Origin of the sequence: Curtobacterium sp. MEB011, assembly GCF_030209655.1 — a bacterium.
Classification (GTDB): domain Bacteria; phylum Actinomycetota; class Actinomycetes; order Actinomycetales; family Microbacteriaceae; genus Curtobacterium; species Curtobacterium poinsettiae.
The window spans coordinates 404,644-420,877 of sequence record NZ_JARVRN010000002.1 but is presented as its reverse complement, the minus strand read 5'-3'; the positions used below and the strand labels follow the sequence as shown (position 1 = coordinate 420,877).

Genomic DNA, 16,234 nt, shown 5'->3' with positions numbered 1-16,234 from the left:
GACGAGCGAACAAGCGAACAAGCGAACGAGCGACGGGGTCCGGAACACGACCCCGAGACGCAACAGGAGGCCCGTGGCGATCCCGCCACGGGCCTCCTGTCCGCTGTCAGCGCGTGGACCGCGCGACGTCAGCCGCCGTGCGTCAGCCCTTGACCGGGATCGACTGCGCCTTGAGCGCCGCGATGGTCTTGGACTGCCCGGACTCGAGCGCCTCGCTCAGCGTGCCCGAGCCGGACGCGGCCTGCCCGAAGCCGTCGGAGACGTCCGAGTAGGTCTGCGTCATCGTCGGACCCCAGGTGAAGGGCTGGATGTCCTTCGCAGCGGTGGCGAACTCCTCGTAGATCTTCTGGCCACCGTAGAAGTCGAGCCCCTGGGTCAGGGCCGGCAGCTCGGCACCGGTGGTCGAGGCCGGGTACAGGTTGGCCTCCTTGTTCAGCGCGGAGAGCGCCTCGGTCGAGGTGTTCAGCCAGACCAGGAACTTCGACGCCTCGGCCGGGTGCTTGCTGCCCGCGAAGACGACGTTCGACGAACCGCCCCAGGCGGCCGACTTGGTCTCGCCGGACTTCCACTGCGGCATCGGGGCGACGGCCCACTTGCCCGAGGTCGACGGGGCACCGCTCGAGATGGTGTTCGCACCCCAGACCGCGGAGACCCAGGTCCAGTCCTTGCCGCTGTCGTAGGCGTTGTTCCACTGGTCGGTGAAGCTCGGCAGGGTGTTCACGAGCTTCTTGTCGATCAGGTCCTGCCAGTAGTCGGCGACCTTCTTCGACGCGGCGTCGTCCAGGTTGACCTTCCAGTCCTGGCCCGAGTTCTCGAACCACTGGCCACCGGCCTGCGAGACGAGCCCGGCGAACTGGTTGACGTCACCCTTGGCGAAGTTGGTGATGTTGCCGCCGAGCTTCTTGATCTTCACGGCGTCCTCGGCGTACTCCTCCCACGTCTTCGGGGCGTCGAGGCCGGCCTTCTCGAACAGGTCCTTGCGGTAGTACAGCGCCATCGGACCGGAGTCCTGCGGCACGGCGTAGACCGACTTCCCCTCGCCGAAGGTGACCTGGTTCCACAGGCCGTCAGAGAAGTCCTTCTTCGCGTCGCTGATGCCGGAGCACGCGCCGATGTCCTCCAGGCCGCCCTGCACGCGGAACGCCGGCAGGGTGTCGTACTCGACCTGCCCGATGTCCGGCGCCTGCTTGGCCTTCAGCTGGTTGAAGAAGTTCTGGTAGGTGCCGCTGTTGCCGTTCGCGACGATCGAGACCTTGACCTGGATGTCCGGGTTGGCCTTGTTCCAGATCGCGACGACCTTGTCCATGTTCGGCACCCAGGTCGTGAAGTCGAGGGTGACCTTGCCGCCCGAGGGCTTGCAGCTGGCGGCCGCGGTGCCGGATCCGCCGCTGCTGCTGCTGCCGCCGGTGCTGCAGCCGGCGAGGGCCACGGTGGCGGCCACGGCGATCGCGGCGACGCTGAGGAACTTCGTTGTCTTCATGCTGTTTCCGTTCGGATGTGGTGTGGGGAGAGCTGGTGCGGGAAGGGGTGCGGGTCGAGGGGCTACTTCAGGCCGCCGGAGCCGAGGCCGGAGCGCCAGAAGCGCTGCAGGCTCAGGAAGGCGACGAGCAGCGGGATGATCGAGACGAACGACCCGATGAGCACGAGGGTGCGCAGGTCCGGGTACTGGTTCACGCTCGAGTTCCACGTGTAGAGACCGAGGGTGACGGGGAACAGCGACGAGTCGCGGAGCATCACGAGCGGCAGGAAGAAGTTGTTCCAGACGGCGACGAACTGGAACAGGAAGATCGTCACGAGCGCGGGCGACATGAGCCGCACGGCCACGGTGAAGAACGTGCGGACCTCGCCGGAACCGTCGATGCGGGCGGCCTCGATGATCTCGTCGGGCACGCTCGACGCCGCGAACAACCGTGACAGGTAGACGCCGAACGGGCTGACGATGCTCGGCAGGAACACCGACCAGAACGTGTCGGTCAGGTCGACCTGGCTGAAGATGAGGAACAGCGGCAGGGCCAGCGCGGTCGCCGGCACGAGCACGCCGCCGAGGAACACGTTGAACAGGACCTCGCGGCCACGGAACCGGTACTTCGCCAGGGCGTACCCGCACATCGCGGAGAGCACGGTGCCGAGCAGCCCGGCGACCCCGGCGTAGGCGATGCTGTTCAGCAGCCAGCGCAGGTAGATGCCGTCCTGCCGCGTGAACAGCTCGACGAGGTTGCCGAAGAAGTCCTGCACCGAGGTGGCGCTGAACCACAGCGAGAACGTCGAGTTGAAGTTCGCGGCGGTCTTGGTGGACGAGACCAGCAGCCAGAAGATCGGCAGCAGGAAGTAGAGGGTGAAGACCCCCATCACGATCATCGCGGCGCTGCGTGAGATGACGCTCTCACGGGGACCGCGCGCTCCGCGCTGGCGCAGACGGGAGGCCCGGTTCGGCTCGAGCGGTCGGCCGACGTCGCGGACGAGGTCACCTGGGGACGGGGCGTTGACGGTCACTGGGCGGCCTTCCGCTGGGTCAGTCGGAGGAACCCGATCGACAGGACGAACGTGGCGACGGCGAGGACGACCGAGAACGCCGCGGCGAGGTTGAAGTTCGGCACCGAGGACGTCGAGTAGACGAGCATGTTCGGTGTGAACGTCGACGAGATGGTCGAGGTGAACTGCCGGAAGACGGTCGGCTCGGTCAGCAGCTGCAGGGTGCCGATGACGGAGAACACCGCGGTGAGCACGATGGCCGGCACGACGAGCGGGATCTTGATCGACAGGGCGATCCGGAGCTGGGACGCACCGTCGAGCTTCGCCGCCTCGTACACCTCGGCGGGGATCGCGAGGAGCGACGAGTAGATGATGAGCATGTTGTAGCCGACGTAGACCCAGGTCACGACGTTGGCGACCGCCCACAGCACGGTGCTGCCGCCGAGCAGGTCGACCCGCGAGGTCACCGCGGAGAACGGCGACAGGTCGGGGGCGTAGAGGTAGCCCCACATGATCGCGGCGATGACGCCGGGCACCGCGTACGGCGCGAAGAACGCCAGGCGGAAGAACCGCTTGCCGCGCAGCAGCGGGGAGTCGAGCAGCAGGGCGAACAGGAGCGCGAGCCCGAGCATCACCGGGACCTGCACGACACCGAACAGCAGCACGCGGAGCACCGAGCTCCAGAACTCGCCGTCCTGGAACACCAGGGCGTACTGGCTCAGGCCGCCGAAGACCTGCGTCGGGGCGCCGAACGTGCCCTGCCGCTCGATCTTCTGCAGCGACTCCCACACGGCGTAGAGGATGGGGACCAGGTAGAACGCCGTGAACAGGACGGCGAACGGCAGGACGAAGATCGCGATCGCGCGGCGGTAGCGGAACCCGCCGCCCCGGCGTCGTCGGGTCGCGCTGGGCGACTGTGCGGTGGTGGTCATGAGCGGTTCCTGTCGGTGCGGATGATCTGGGTCCCGCCTGGGGCGATGGCGGTGGTGCCGGTGACGGGGCGGTCGGCGACGAGTTCGTGGCCGGCCTCGTGGTGCTCGACGGTGCGGTCGGAGTGGTTCAGCAGGAAGACCCACTCGTGGGTGTCGTCGCGGCGACGGACGACCTCGAGCCCTGGGCGGACGGCGGGGTCGGCGTGCACCCCGGCCTCGTCGAGCACGCGGTGGACGAACCCGCCCAGCGCTGCGGTGTCGAGGACCGTGGACGTGTACCAGGCGGTGCCGGCGCCGTGCTCGTTGCGGGTCACGGCGGGGCGTCCGGCGAGGGAGCCCTCGGCGTAGTCGACGACGCTCGTCGCGCCGCGCAGCTCGACCGGCTCGGACCAGACGCTGCCGGTCGTGCCGTCGGACAGCGCGATCGTGGCGTCGGCGGCGAGCGGGAGGAACTCGTCCACCCGCACGCCGAGCAGGTCGCGGAAGGCGCCCGGGTAGCCGCCGGTGCGGACCCGGTCGCGCTCGTCGACGATGCCGCTGAAGCAGCTGACGACGGCGTGCCCGCCAGCGGCGACGTGGTCGGCGATGACGGCCGCGTGCTCGTCGCGCACCAGGTAGAGCTCGGGGACGACGACGAGCGCGTACCCGTCGAGGGGTGCTCCGGGGGCGACGACGTCGACGGTCACGCCGAGGTCCCACAGCGCGGCGTGGAACGCGTGGACCTGCTCCAGGTAGCGGAGCGCGGTGCTGGGGTGGGCCTCCAGGTCGGCGGCCCACTGGTTCTCCCAGCTGAAGACGAGCGCCACGTCGGCGACCACGCGCGACCCCCGCAGTTCGCCGAGCCGCTCGACCAGGGCGCCGAGCGCGACCACGTCGTGCCACGTCGTCGACTCGGTGCCGGCGTGCGGCAGCAGCGCGGAGTGGAACTTCTCGCTGCCCTGCACGGACGCGCGCCACTGGAAGAAGCAGACCCCGTCGGCACCGCGGGCGATGTGCGCCGCGGTGTTCCGGAGCATCTCCCCCGGGGCCTTCGCGACGTTGTGCGGCTGCCAGTTCACGGCACCGGTCGAGTGCTCCATGAGCAGCCACGGGGCGCCGCCGGCCAGGCCGCGGGTGGTGTCGGCGGCGAAGGCGAGCTCGACGTGCGGCCGGGGCAGGCGGTGGTCCAGGTAGTGGTCGTTCGCGATGACGTCCATGTCGCCGGCCCACGACCAGTAGTCGAGCGCCGTGATGTGCGCGGCGACCATGAAGTTCGTCGTGACGGGCTTGTCGCTCAGCTCGCGCAGGACGGCGGCCTCGGCGCGGTGGTGGCCGAGGAGCTCGTCGGACGAGAACCGGTCGAAGTCGATGGTCTGTGCCGGGTTCGTGAACGACAGCGTCGCGCGGGGCGGCAGCACCTGCTCCCACGCCGAGTAGCGCTGGCTCCAGAACGAGGTGCCCCAGGCGGCGTTCAGCGCGTCGACCGTGCCGTACCGGGCCTGCAGCCAGCCGCGGAACGCCTGGGCGGAGACGTCGCAGTAGCAGTGCGCGTTGTGGCAGCCGAGCTCGTTCGACACGTGCCAGAGCCGCACGGCGGGGTGGTCGCCGTAGCGCTCGGCGGTGGCGCGGACCAGGGCGAGGGCGTGCTCGCGGTAGACCGGGGAGCTCGGGCAGAACGCCTGGCGGCCACCGGGCCAGCGGGTCGTGCCGTCGGCGACGACGGGCAGGACCTCGGGGTGGCGGGTGGTGAGCCACGGCGGCGTCGAGGCGGTGCCGGTGCCCAGGTCGACCCCGATGCCCGCGCCGTGCAGCAGTTCGATGACGGTGTCGAGCGCGGCGAAGTCGTACTCACCCTGCCGGGGTTCGACGTGCGACCAGCCGAAGACGTTGATCGCGACGAGGTTCACGCCGGCCTCGCGCATGAGCCGGACGTCCTCGACCCACACCTCGGGGTCCCACTGCTCGGGGTTGTAGTCGCACCCGAACGCGAGGCCCGTCGAGCCGAGGCCGAGCGCGCCGGTGGCGGTCGTCGGCAGGGTGGTGGTCGTCACGGGGATCCTCGCTGATCGGGGCGACCCGCCGCCTCGGCCGCGTGCGACCCCTTCGACGGCGAAGGCCACCCAGTGTTCTGGGAGCGCTCCCAGGCCGCACCGGGGATCAGGGCCGGAGGTTTCTGGGAGCGCTCCCAGATCAAACACCAGCGGCTGCACCCTGTCAACTGCGAGGCGTTCCGAGGGCTCCTCAGCGGCGGATATGGTTGCCCCATGTCCGAGGTCCGATCCGCTCGTCAGCGCGCCACGATCCAGGACGTCGCGGACGAAGCGGGGATGTCCCGCGGCACCGTCTCACGGGTGCTCAACGACGAGCCGTACGTGTCACCGAAGGCGCGCGAGGCCGTGCAGGACGCCGTCCGACGTGTCGGCTACGTGCGCAGTGCCGCCGCCCGCAGCCTGGTCACCCGGCGTTCCGGGGCGATCGCGCTCATCGTGCACGAACCCTCGGTCGTGGTGCTCGACGACCCCAACATCGGCAACATCCTGATCGGCACGAACGCCGTGCTGTCCGACGCCGACCAGCAGCTCGTCACGATCATGGTCGACTCCGCCCGCGACAGCGAGCGGGTGGTCGAGTACCTGCGCGGCGGCTTCGTCGACGGCGCCATCGTGCTGTCCGCCCGCGACGGCGACCCGATCACCGGGGCGATCGAGGAGATCGGCATGCCCGCGTGCTTCGTCGGGCACCCGTCCGACGCCGCGAACATCTCGTACATCGGCATCGACAACCGCGACGCCGCCGAGCAGATCACCCGACGGCTGGTCGACACCGGCCGACGACGGATCGGGATGCTCGCCTCCGGGCTCGACCGCGACTCCGGCCAGGACCGCCTGGCGGGGTTCACCGCGGCACTCGGCGAGCGCTTCGACCCCGACCTCGTCGCCCGGAACCCCCTGTTCAGCTACACCGCCGGCGCCGAGGGCATGCGCGAGCTGCTCGAGCGGGCCCCGGACATCGACGGGGTGTTCGCCGCGTCGGACGCCGTCGCCGCCGGTGCCATGGACGTCCTGCAGCGCAGCGGCCGGAGCGTGCCGTCGGACGTCGGTGTGGTCGGGTTCGACGACAGCGCCTGGGCGCTGCGGTGCGACCCGCAGCTGTCGACGGTGCGGCAGCCGGCGCGCCTGCTCGGCGAGCAGGCGGCACACCAGGTCCTCGAGCAGATCGGCGGCACCGACGACGGCCCACGCGGTCTGCTGTTGCCGACGGAGGTCGTCTGGCGCGGGTCCGCGTAGTCGGCCACGGAACGGACGGGAGGCCCGTGGCGGCGTCGCCACGGGCCTCCCGTCCGTCCGTGGGTGCGTTCCGCACCCGGCTGGTTCAGCCCTGCGGCGGCGAGTAGAGCTGCAGGTCGTTGCCTTCGCTGTCCTTGAAGGGGATGATCTTGCCCCACGGGTGCTCGCTGATCTCGCCCTGGATGTCCGCGCCGCGCTCCTTGAGCGAGGCGACCTCGTCCTCGATGCTGCCGTCCGGCTGGAACGACACGACGGCGCCGCCGTCGCTCGCCTGGCTGGCGGACTCGCGTCCGTTCAGGCCGATCATCAGACCACCGGCGTCGATCTCGCTCCAGTCGTCGGACTGGTCCTTGACGGTGAGACCGAGCGTGTCGCGGTAGAACGCGACGGCGCGCTCCATGTCGCTGACCGGGACCCAGACTGCTGCGACTCCACTTGCCATGGTGTTTCCTCTCGTCGTGGTGTGCCGTGGACGGTAGGCAGGGCTCGTGCACGCCGGTACAGGGTCGGTGTCCCCCGGCGTCGGGTCAGCCCGCCGCCGGACGCCACATGCTGATCGGGGTCGCCGCGCGGAACCCCGCGATCGGCGCGCCGTCCGCGAACCCGTGCCGTCGGTACAGCCGGCGGTTCACCGGGGTGGACGACTCCAGGTAGGTGCCCCGGGACGACCGGTCGGCGCGTTCGAGTGCGTGCCCGAGCAGCAGGCCACCGACGCCACGACCCCGCGCGGCGGCCGACACCCCGATCTCGGTGAGGTACCAGTGCGGGGTCATCGGGCGGGCGCGCTCCATGCGGCGCAGGTGCGTCACGGCGCGGAGCGCACCGCGGATCCCGAGCGTCCGGAGGAACTCGGGCACCTGTCGAACGAAGGCGCCGAAGCCGCCGGTGTGCCGACCGGGCGCCTGCCAGAACGCGGCGCCGACCACGCGGTCACCGATCGTGGCGACGTCCACCCGACGACCGGTCGTCGGCACCGAGCGGATGAGGGCAGCGAAGAGGCGGGCCAGCACGGCGGGACGGTCCTCGCCGGATCGGGGCGGCCGGAACTCGGCGAGCACCGGGTCGTCGGCGAAGGCCTCGGCCAGGACGGCTGCGGCCGCCTCGAGTTCGGCGGGTCCTGCTGCTCGGACGACGGTCTCCATGGTGACTCCTCGGGTCGAACGACTTGGCCACTTGGCCGACTTCATCTTGGCGGGCCTTCCTGCACGCGCACCGGGCACTTCCCGAGAGGATCGAGGGCAGATCGCGGGCGCTGCCGGTGCGTGAATCGGCCATCGCAGCCTCTCGCACCCCTGACCTGCAAACCGACCGTAGAAGCGCTCCGAATGTCATGTGTGCCGCACACTGCGGCGCGTACAGAAAAGAGGGCTGATCATGACCAGCAGCGCAGCAACCGCACGCACCGGCTCCGGCTCGACGTGGACCCAGCGGGGCGCGTTCGTCTTCGGTGTCGTCTTCCTGATCGTCGGCATCGCCGGGTTCATCCCCGGACTCACCATGGACATGGGCTCGATGTCCGTGGCCGGCCACGGCTCCATGGCCCTGCTCCTGGGCCTGTTCCAGGTGTCCGTCCTGCACAACATCGTGCACCTGCTCTTCGGCATCGTCGGGCTGCTCGCCGCCCGCCGTGCAGCCTCAGCGCGCCTGTACCTCGTCGCCGGCGGCATCGTCTACGCGGTGCTCTTCGTCTACGGGCTCTTCACCGCGGGCATGGCCGGTGGCGCGAACTTCGTGCCGCTGAACAGCGCAGACAACGTGCTGCACGCCTTCCTCGCCGTCGCGATGATCGTGCTCGGTTTCGTCCTGCCGCGGATCGGCACGCGCACCGCGCGCTGAACCGCAGCACACACCGGACGGGAGGCCCGTGGCGACACTGCCACGGGCCTCCCGTCCGCCGTGTGGTCCGCAACCGACCTGCCGGGGGCTTGAAAGGTATGCCTATTCAAGCGTCGGCTGCCGTCAGGAGCGCCCGTCGTCCGCGTCGAAGAGCACGCACTGCAGCATCTCGGCGTTCACCACCTTGCAGAAGTGGTGCGCCTCCATCTGCACGTCGGGCTCGCCCTTCACGCAGTGGAACCCGACCACGTAGACGTCGAAGCCCCGCAGCGGTGCCGAGGTCTGCAGCACGGCGGCACCGCGGTCGAGCAGGGCGAGCTCGAAGCCGCCGGGCTCTCCGTGTGGGGTGACACCGGTCTTCCGGTCGTGCACGGTGGGGTTCAGGGGCATGCGGGCGTCCTTCCGTCCGTTCGAGGTGCGCGCCATGCAACCCGGAACGCCCTTGCTGGCGTCGGAGGCCAGGTAACGACTTCGCATCGAAGTTTGATGTTCTACATATTTCTTTGGTTCTCCGCCAGGCTCGACGTTCATGAAGACTTCCGTCAAGAGCGCCCTCGTAGCTGCCGCCACCATCTCTCTGTTGCTCGCCAGCGGCACCGCAGCCGAAGCGACGCAACCGCGCGAGCCTCGAGCCGCGTGGGGGTACTACAACAAGGTGGTCAACAAGTCGAAGAAGTCCCACCACACCGGTTCGCAGATCCTCGCATCCTGCGGGTCCCGCACGTCCTCGATGAACTGCGGCCTCACGAAGGGCCGCGCAGCAACACGAACGATCGGTCTGGAGTTCGGTGCGACGAGGAAGTGGGCCGCGGGCAAGCTCGACTTCAGCGCTTCCCGCACACAGAGCGTCTCGGTGACCTGCAGCAGGCAGCGTGTCCCCAAGGGAAGGATGCTCGTCGCCTACCCGGTCGGGAACCGCTACAAGTACAAGATCGAGAAGCACATGACCGGCGCTGGGAAGGACTACGTCACCGGTCGTTCCGGCTGGTTGTACGCCTTCAACCCGGGCAGTGCACGCGTGACGTGCGACATCATCCGGTACCGCTGACCGATGTTCGCCCTGCGCCTGAGCATCAGAGTGACCAGCATTGCCGTCGCCGCCTTGCTGCTGGCGGGATGTTCCACAGCAGGTCACCCGGCCCGCGCGGACGTCACGGTCGGGATGACGGTCACCGAAGCCGGTGCCCTCGTCCCGGACGGTGACGCGTTCGTCTGGTACGACCTGTCTCCACAGGTGCTCCATCGCCCAGCGACACTGTCTCAGGCCGACGGAGCGGACGGCGTCATCGTCGCCGTCTGCGATGGGATTGGCCACGGGGACGTCGCGGTCGGGGTTGTTCCGGAGACCGACTTCGACGGCGCAGTGAGCACCGCTGCCCGCAAGGAGGAGTACCGGCACTTCCTCCCCGAGTGCGCGCAAGCCCGAGGACACCCGCGTTCCGCACCGTGACCGTGGCTGAACCCGACCGGCGTACTGTCCGCTGCATGCCCGCACTCATCGACACGTTCACCCTGTCCAACGGTCTGCACATCCCGAAGATCGGTTTCGGCACCTGGCAGATCCCGTCCGGCTCCGACGCGTACGACGCTACGAAGACCGCCCTCGAGCTCGGCTACCGCCACATCGACACCGCCCTGGCGTACGGCAACGAGGCGAGCGTCGGCGAGGCCGTCCGCGACAGCGGCATCCCCCGCGACGAACTCTTCATCACCACGAAGCTGCCGGCCGAGATCAAGACGGCCTCGGGCGCCCGCGACGCCTTCGAGGAGTCGAGCAACAACCTCGACCTCGGACACGTCGACCTGTACCTGATCCACGCGCCGTGGCCCTGGAGCGACATGGGCTCCGACCACCGCGACGGCAACGTCGAGGTCTGGAAGGTCTTCGAGGAGCTCTACGACGCCGGCCGCACCAAGAGCATCGGTGTCTCGAACTTCGCCGTCGCCGACCTCGAGGACCTGCTCGGCCGCACGAACGTCGTCCCGCACGCCAACCAGATCCGCTGGTTCATCGGCAACACCCAGGACGAGACGACCGCCTTCGACCGCGAGCACGACATCCTGACCGAGGGATACTCCCCGCTCGCCACCGGTGGCCTGCTCGAGAACCAGCAGATCGCCGAGATCGCGGCGAAGTACGACAAGACCGTCGCCCAGGTCGCCATCCGCTACCTGCTCGAGAAGGACGTCCTGCCCCTGCCGAAGTCCACGACCCCGTCACGCATCGCCGAGAACGCCGACGTCGACTTCGTGCTCGCCGCCGAGGACGTGGCCGCGCTCGACGCGCTCGAGGACACCGCGAGCTGACGCGGCCCCACCCCGGACGGGAGGCGCGGTGCCGGCTGGCACCGCGCCTCCGGTCGGTACACGGCCGAGTCACGGGCGAGGCTCAGCCGCCGTGCGGACGCACGGTGATCTCGGCTACGAAGTTCCGGTCCTCGCGCTCGAGGTCGTCGTCGGGGGCGTTCACGAACGTCACGGCAATGCCGGTGGCGAGAAGGATGCCGGCGCGCGTTCCCTGGCCTTCGTCATCCGGGGAGGCGTGTAGCGTTTGGCGCCCCTTCACCGGGCATTTTTGCGGGACAGGTATACGGCAATACCCCTGGTCAGGCGGCAGTAGGCAGCGGAAGGCGTCGAAGGTGACAATTGGGGTGTAGCGGTGAACCACCCGCTATTGGGACGTCTCGGACGGGCCGGGAGGGCCGTCGGGCGCGGCGGCCCTCCCGGCTTCGATCAGAGCGACCGGGCGTAGTCGACGGTTGGGTACGGGATGAAGCCAAGGGATTCGTAGAGGGCCCGTGCCGGCGCGTGGAACTCGTCGCCACCGGTCCCGATGTGCACCACCGTGACGCCGAGCTGTTCGAGCCTGGTCAGCGCGCCCGCGCAGAGCGCTCGCGCGACTCCACGGCGGCGAGCGTCTGGGTGGACAGCAACCATTTCGAGCCGGCCGGAGGACTCGCCTGTGGTGTTCCAGCCGACGTACCCCAGGGGTCTACCGTGCTCCTCGGCCAGCGTGATGAACCGACCTTCGTCGGGAGCGAGCAGGGATGGGACCTCCTGGCGGTAGTCGTCTTCCCAATGCCCATGGTCGTGCGCGGTCACATTAGGTCGGAGCTGTGGGAGCGAACCGGCGAGCAGTGGCCGGAAGGTCTCGATCGTCAACTCGATGAGCGTCGGCAGATCGAGCGGTGTGCAGTCGCGGATGTGCATGGTTGTGCTTCTTTCGTGAGCAGTCTGAAGGCTCCACGCCCGTGGTTCGGGGTGGAGGAGAGCGGCGGCCGGAGCCGTCCCGTCAGTAGCGCGTGCGCCAGCTCGCGAAGCAGTCCATGCGCACACGGTATCCAGCGGTGCCATGGTCACGGAAGAAGCGCGGCGCAGCGCGTCCCGACTGCCGATCGCGCTGCGACGCGCATCGCTAGTCTCGGTGGCTCGGACAGTGATGGAGGGATCCCGACGATGCGACCACTGATCCTCTCGGGCGGCCCGGCAGTCGGGAAGACGACTTGCGCTCGGGCTCTCGCGGTTGCCCAGGAGCGAGCCGCCTACATCGACGGCGACGACATCCGTCAGCTCGTTGTCAGCGGAGCCGCAACGCTGTGGTCTGGTCCGGAAGGTCAGGCGCAACATGAGCTGGCTGCCCGCAACGTGGCAGACCTCGCGCGGAACCTCCACGCCGACGGTTTCGCCGTCACAGTATCCGATGTAGTGACCACGGAGGTTCTGCCCGTGTACCGCGCGCAGCTGCCGGAATGCTTCATCGTGCACCTAGCAATCAGCCTCGACGAAGCCCGCGCTCGAGCCGCAACCCGCCCGGTGTACATCACAGACGAAGAGTTCGAGCTGCTGCATCGGATCACTGCCGCTCCTCCCGCGGTTGACCTCGTCATCGACGTCACGGACATGACTGTGGAGGAGCAGGTCAACCGGATACGCGACGCCTGGGCGGAAGCCACGCACGCCGCCTAGTAGCCGATCGGCTAACGAGACAGCCGGCCCGTGGAGCAGGATGTGTTTCGATACCCCGATGAAGCTCCACGTTGAGGTGCATGGCCAGGGGGACCGCACGGCGGTGCTGCTGCACGGGATGATGGGTTCTCGCGAGAGCTGGTGGCGAGTAGTGCCGCTGCTGGTCGCGAGCGGCTATCGCGTCTCAGTGGTCGATCTTCCGGGCCACGGACTGTCACCGCGCGACGACACCTTGACGGTAGATCGGGCCGCCCGATCGATCGCGGAGTCCGTTGCCGACGAATGCGGACCGACGCCTGACCTCGTGATGGGCCATTCGTACGGTGCGATGCTCCTCGCAGCGGCTGTGGACGCCGGGCTGCTGGCCCCGGCGCTCTCGGTCTACATTGATGCTCCCTTCACGTCGCGCGGCGGCTGGGACCGCACCGAACTCACCGCCGAGTACGAGCAGGACAAACGAGCGCGCACGTACGACGGGCTTCGAGCATCGCGGCCGTTCTACAGCGACCAGGACTGCGTTGTCGAGGCTCGTGCAGCGGACCACTTCGATCCGGCCACGGCGGCGTCGCCGGCAACGGGGCCTGGGGTGTCCTTCGAGCCGGAGCCCGGATCGATCATCGTGCGAGCGAAGCCGAGCCTGTACGTCAATGACGTGACAGCGGCGCACCACGAGAGCCGGGGCGTGATCGTCCGGGACGTCCCCGGAGCAGCCCACTCCGTCTGGTACAGCCACTTTGACAAGTTCGTTGGCGCGCTGCCCGAGGTGTTCCGGTAAGCCATCGCTATGGGGGACGAAGCGATCCCGGTAGCATCCGAGCGTGTCGACGCCGCAACCATTCGCTGCTCTGCCGCTGTCTCAGGACAACGTCTCGTACGAGTACGGACCTGACTCTGTGACACGCGTCGGCGTTGAGCCAGGCTCGGTCGAACAGTTCGAGCTCGAAGAGAGCCAGCGTTTCCCGGGTACCACGCGAAGTGTGTGGGTGCACCGCCCAGCAGGGCATCGGGCCGACGAGCCGAGCGCGGTCATGTTCTTCAACGACGGCTGGTGGTACCTCGATCCCGACGGCGACGTCCGCGGTGGGATCGTCCTCGACAACCTCGCTGCCAAGCGTGACTTGCCACAGATGATTGGCGTATTTGTGGACCCTGGCGTGCTCGATGTCAACGGAACGCCGACGAAGCACCGCAACGCTGAGTACGACGCGTTCAACGACACGTACGCCAGCTTCCTCCTCGACGAGGTACTCCCCATCGTGCGAGAGCGCTACGCGGTCTCGGACGATCCGATGATGCGCGGCATCTGTGGTGGCAGTAGCGGCGGGAACGCTGCCGTCACCGCGGCGTGGAGCCGACCCGAGGGCCTGGGTCGAGCGATCGCCTTCAATCCGAGCTTCGCGCAGATGCCCGGCGGCAACCCGTACCCGGCCCTTTTTGCTACCGAACCCCGCAGGCAGACACGTCTGTTCCTCCACGCCGCTCACCGCGATTTGCACTGGAACGAGCCTGAGTGGAATTGGTTCGCCGAGAGCCTGGACACCGCGGCTGCGCTCGGACGCGCGGGCTACGACTTTCGCCTCGTTGTCGGCGACGGCAACCATTCACCCAACCACGGCGGAGTACTCCTCCCCGACGCTCTGCGCTGGCTCTGGCAAGCTCACCCCGCGTCCGTTCGATAGCCGATCGCCTACAGGGCGCCTGCAGCCGGCACTCGCGGGGGTATCCACTTAGCTTGGTGGTACCCGGCGGCATGGACAGTTGTAGGGTCCGAAGCATGGCGCTGGTGCTGACGTGTGGGTTGTCGTTCTCCGGTAAGAGCACGTTGGCTGCTGCGCTGTCCAACGCATTGGCGGGTGAGCTATTGAGCCTTGACCGGATCAATGAGGAGCGTGGACTTCACGGTGGACAGGGCATCCCGTTGGAGGAGTGGGCGGCCACGAACCGGATCGCGCACGCGCGTGCGGGCGTGCTCCTTGCTGCTGGCCACCACGTCGTGGTCGATGACACAGGATCGCCGCGCTTCATCCGCGACGAGTGGCGCGCGACCGCATCAGCTGCAGGGGTGCCGTTCGTACTCGTGTGGGTGCAGATCAGTCCGGAGTTGCAGCGGGAACGGGTCCTGGCCAACAGGTTGGGGCAGGTGCGGCCCGACGTTACGGACGCGGTGCTCGCAGAGCACGGCGCGAGCTTCGAGCCACCGGTACAGGAGGCCCCGTTGGTCATCGACGCGACTTCCACGAGCGACCCAGTGACCATCGCAGCCATCGTCGAAGCGATTAAGGCTGCGGCTGTCCGGTAGTCGATCCCTCTGTGAGACATGGCAGGGGTTTCTGTGGCACGCGCCCCTGGTCAGGAAGGAACCAACGAAGCGTCCTCGGTGAGCAGCTATGCCAGGGTGGAGGGAATCTACGAGCGAAAGGCGACCTCCCATGGCGCAGAAAGTCACCACGCACCTCGTCGACGACCTCACCGGCGACACCATCGAAGACGGCAAGGGCCGCACCGTGTCCTTCTCTTTCGATGGCGGCCACTACGAAATCGATCTGACCGACGACAACACCGACGCGCTCCGCGAAACGTTCTCCGACTACATCGCCGCAGCACGCAAGGTCACCAGCCGCGCTGGCCGCACCAGCGCCGGCAGCGCGCCGAAGCGTGGCAACTCGGAAGAGCTCGCGAAGATCCGCGAATGGGCGAACGCGAACGGCCACGAGGTCTCCTCCCGCGGCCGCATCAGCCAGGCCGTCCGCGACGCCTACAACGCCGCGCACTGACGCCACTCTGCCAGCGGAACAGTCGGCCACCTCGAGGGGTGGCCGGCTGTTCGCGTTCGCCCCGACATGACGTTCACAGGTCGGCACGCCGCACGAATAGTTCACTTTCGTAAAGTGTCCTGTTCATACGCGTCCTTCCTGTCGCGCTTACCCTCCGCGCTCAGACCGAGAGATGGTCTCTTGAAGGAAGGTGATCCGGCGACCCTGCAGGCTCAACGGCTACTCCTGAACGTGATCTAAGATTCAGGTTCACCAACTGCCAAATCCCTCCCACTGCCGAGGCGTTGCGGTTCCGCGCCTTGGCTTGTCAAAACCTCCCACCCATGCTTGTGCGAGGAGCGCTGCGGACGTCAGCCTCCCGGGGAGAAGACTATGAACATCACCAAGAGGTCGCGCCGGTTGACTTCGCTCGGGGTAGCACTCGGGCTCGCCGTAGCAATCGCGGTTCCCACAATGGCTTCTGCGTCGACTGGACTCGAAGCCACACCAACGGTGAGCAACGCACCAAACACCGCCCAGTATGACGCCCAGCTCCACGCGTTGGCCGGCACGCAGACGGAAGCGGAGATCCACCAGGTCGAGTGGTCTGGCGGCCAGGTATACCTGCTGGTCGACGGCGCAACGGGCAAGGTCACAGCGGCGTACAAGCCCAATTCACGAGTACACACCGATGCTTTGTCGTTCTCGTCACCCGGCTGCACTTCAACCAGCCTCTGCATGACAACAACCTCATCGGTGCCTTATGGCTACACCGGCACCGGGTCGCTGTCCGGCCGCTGGGGCCCATTGAAGCGCTTCGCGGCGGGCGACCGCGAGGCATACATCAACTACGGGGGACATCAGTACAGCTTTCCGCCGGACGGCTTCATCGTCTTCGGAAGCCACCCGGTGACCATCACGCGAATTCAACGCCTCTAAGTTCTCTTAGGATGGGCGCGACACCGGCTGCCCGGTCACGCGCCCATCTGTTCTGCTTGGTGAGACCATG

The 16,234-nt window shown here is 68.1% G+C and carries 20 protein-coding genes; 11 read left to right on the top strand and 9 right to left on the bottom strand.

What is annotated here, in order from left to right; translation table 11 throughout:
• Positions 1–142: 142 nt before the first annotated feature.
• The 4 genes from QRN30_RS03935 to QRN30_RS03920 all read right to left on the bottom strand — a co-directional run bounded on the left by QRN30_RS03935 (position 143) and on the right by QRN30_RS03920 (position 5,434).
• Positions 143–1,480: an ABC transporter substrate-binding protein gene (locus QRN30_RS03935; RefSeq protein ID WP_284760516.1), complete on the bottom strand. Its 1,338-nt coding sequence runs from the start codon at positions 1,478–1,480 to the stop codon at positions 143–145.
• A gap of 62 nt (positions 1,481–1,542) precedes the next feature.
• Positions 1,543–2,493: a carbohydrate ABC transporter permease gene (locus QRN30_RS03930; protein ID WP_017887605.1), complete on the bottom strand. Its 951-nt coding sequence runs from the start codon at positions 2,491–2,493 to the stop codon at positions 1,543–1,545.
• Positions 2,490–3,404 carry a carbohydrate ABC transporter permease gene (locus QRN30_RS03925; protein WP_017887606.1) on the bottom strand — a complete coding sequence of 305 codons (915 nt, stop codon included), beginning with the start codon at positions 3,402–3,404 and terminating at the stop codon, positions 2,490–2,492. The genes QRN30_RS03930 and QRN30_RS03925 overlap by 4 nt, the downstream gene beginning before the upstream one ends.
• Positions 3,401–5,434 carry a beta-galactosidase gene (locus QRN30_RS03920; RefSeq protein ID WP_017887607.1) on the bottom strand — a complete coding sequence of 678 codons (2,034 nt, stop codon included), beginning with the start codon at positions 5,432–5,434 and terminating at the stop codon, positions 3,401–3,403. The genes QRN30_RS03925 and QRN30_RS03920 overlap by 4 nt, the downstream gene beginning before the upstream one ends.
• A gap of 213 nt (positions 5,435–5,647) precedes the next feature.
• Between QRN30_RS03920 and QRN30_RS03915 the strand changes: the two genes are divergently transcribed.
• Positions 5,648–6,670: a LacI family DNA-binding transcriptional regulator gene (locus tag QRN30_RS03915; protein ID WP_017887608.1), complete on the top strand. Its 1,023-nt coding sequence runs from the start codon at positions 5,648–5,650 to the stop codon at positions 6,668–6,670.
• A gap of 85 nt (positions 6,671–6,755) precedes the next feature.
• On the opposite strand, the gene QRN30_RS03910 is transcribed toward QRN30_RS03915, so the two are convergent.
• Both QRN30_RS03910 and QRN30_RS03905 read right to left on the bottom strand, forming a co-directional pair.
• Entirely contained in the window at positions 6,756–7,112 is a 357-nt protein-coding gene (locus QRN30_RS03910) for a VOC family protein (RefSeq protein WP_031260007.1), read from the bottom strand.
• An 85-nt stretch (positions 7,113–7,197) separates the two neighbouring features.
• The gene (locus QRN30_RS03905; RefSeq protein WP_214518883.1) at positions 7,198–7,812 is read right to left on the bottom strand and encodes a GNAT family N-acetyltransferase; all 615 of its coding nucleotides are present in this window, start codon (positions 7,810–7,812) and stop codon (positions 7,198–7,200) included.
• Positions 7,813–8,044: 232 nt separating this feature from the next.
• On the opposite strand from QRN30_RS03905, the gene QRN30_RS03900 reads away from it, so the two are divergent.
• Positions 8,045–8,506, top strand: coding sequence for a DUF4383 domain-containing protein (locus QRN30_RS03900; RefSeq protein WP_017887611.1), 462 nt, complete (start codon positions 8,045–8,047; stop codon positions 8,504–8,506).
• Between the two features lie 123 nt (positions 8,507–8,629).
• Here QRN30_RS03900 and QRN30_RS03895 read toward each other — a convergent pair whose 3' ends face one another.
• On the bottom strand, positions 8,630–8,896 hold the full coding sequence (locus tag QRN30_RS03895) for a DUF1264 domain-containing protein (RefSeq protein WP_194589833.1): 267 nt from the start codon (positions 8,894–8,896) through the stop codon (positions 8,630–8,632).
• Positions 8,897–9,035: 139 nt separating this feature from the next.
• On the opposite strand from QRN30_RS03895, the gene QRN30_RS03890 reads away from it, so the two are divergent.
• The 3 genes from QRN30_RS03890 to QRN30_RS03880 are packed head-to-tail and all read left to right on the top strand — an operon-like array spanning position 9,036 to position 10,813.
• Positions 9,036–9,554 (top strand): hypothetical protein, encoded by a 519-nt coding sequence (locus QRN30_RS03890; protein WP_194589834.1) that lies wholly within the window; start codon positions 9,036–9,038, stop codon positions 9,552–9,554.
• 3 nt (positions 9,555–9,557) lie between these two features.
• Positions 9,558–9,956: a hypothetical protein gene (locus tag QRN30_RS03885; RefSeq protein WP_140449165.1), complete on the top strand. Its 399-nt coding sequence runs from the start codon at positions 9,558–9,560 to the stop codon at positions 9,954–9,956.
• Positions 9,957–9,991: 35 nt separating this feature from the next.
• Positions 9,992–10,813, top strand: a complete 822-nt coding sequence (locus QRN30_RS03880) for an aldo/keto reductase (protein WP_284760515.1) — start codon at positions 9,992–9,994, stop codon at positions 10,811–10,813.
• A gap of 82 nt (positions 10,814–10,895) precedes the next feature.
• Here the strand turns inward: QRN30_RS03880 and QRN30_RS03875 are convergent, their stop codons facing one another.
• Together QRN30_RS03875 and QRN30_RS03870 are read right to left on the bottom strand one after the other, a co-directional pair.
• Positions 10,896–11,072: a hypothetical protein gene (locus tag QRN30_RS03875; RefSeq protein ID WP_194589837.1), complete on the bottom strand. Its 177-nt coding sequence runs from the start codon at positions 11,070–11,072 to the stop codon at positions 10,896–10,898.
• A gap of 167 nt (positions 11,073–11,239) precedes the next feature.
• A complete protein-coding gene (locus QRN30_RS03870) occupies positions 11,240–11,716 on the bottom strand; it encodes a GNAT family N-acetyltransferase (protein ID WP_284760514.1) in 477 nt (158 codons plus the stop codon).
• 246 nt (positions 11,717–11,962) lie between these two features.
• On the opposite strand from QRN30_RS03870, the gene QRN30_RS03865 reads away from it, so the two are divergent.
• The 6 genes from QRN30_RS03865 (at position 11,963) to QRN30_RS03840 (ending at position 16,164) form a co-directional block, all read left to right on the top strand.
• On the top strand, positions 11,963–12,472 hold the full coding sequence (locus QRN30_RS03865) for a P-loop nucleotide/nucleoside kinase family protein (protein WP_284760513.1): 510 nt from the start codon (positions 11,963–11,965) through the stop codon (positions 12,470–12,472).
• A 58-nt stretch (positions 12,473–12,530) separates the two neighbouring features.
• Positions 12,531–13,247 carry an alpha/beta fold hydrolase gene (locus QRN30_RS03860; protein ID WP_284760512.1) on the top strand — a complete coding sequence of 239 codons (717 nt, stop codon included), beginning with the start codon at positions 12,531–12,533 and terminating at the stop codon, positions 13,245–13,247.
• Positions 13,248–13,290: 43 nt separating this feature from the next.
• Entirely contained in the window at positions 13,291–14,151 is an 861-nt protein-coding gene (locus tag QRN30_RS03855; RefSeq protein WP_111022417.1) for an alpha/beta hydrolase, read from the top strand.
• A 95-nt stretch (positions 14,152–14,246) separates the two neighbouring features.
• A complete protein-coding gene (locus QRN30_RS03850; protein WP_042540950.1) occupies positions 14,247–14,771 on the top strand; it encodes a P-loop nucleotide/nucleoside kinase family protein in 525 nt (174 codons plus the stop codon).
• 130 nt (positions 14,772–14,901) lie between these two features.
• Positions 14,902–15,246, top strand: a complete 345-nt coding sequence (locus QRN30_RS03845; RefSeq protein ID WP_017887618.1) for a histone-like nucleoid-structuring protein Lsr2 — start codon at positions 14,902–14,904, stop codon at positions 15,244–15,246.
• 372 nt (positions 15,247–15,618) lie between these two features.
• Complete coding sequence (locus QRN30_RS03840; RefSeq protein ID WP_284760511.1) at positions 15,619–16,164, top strand: hypothetical protein; 546 nt, start codon at positions 15,619–15,621, stop codon at positions 16,162–16,164.
• Positions 16,165–16,234 lie beyond the last annotated feature (70 nt).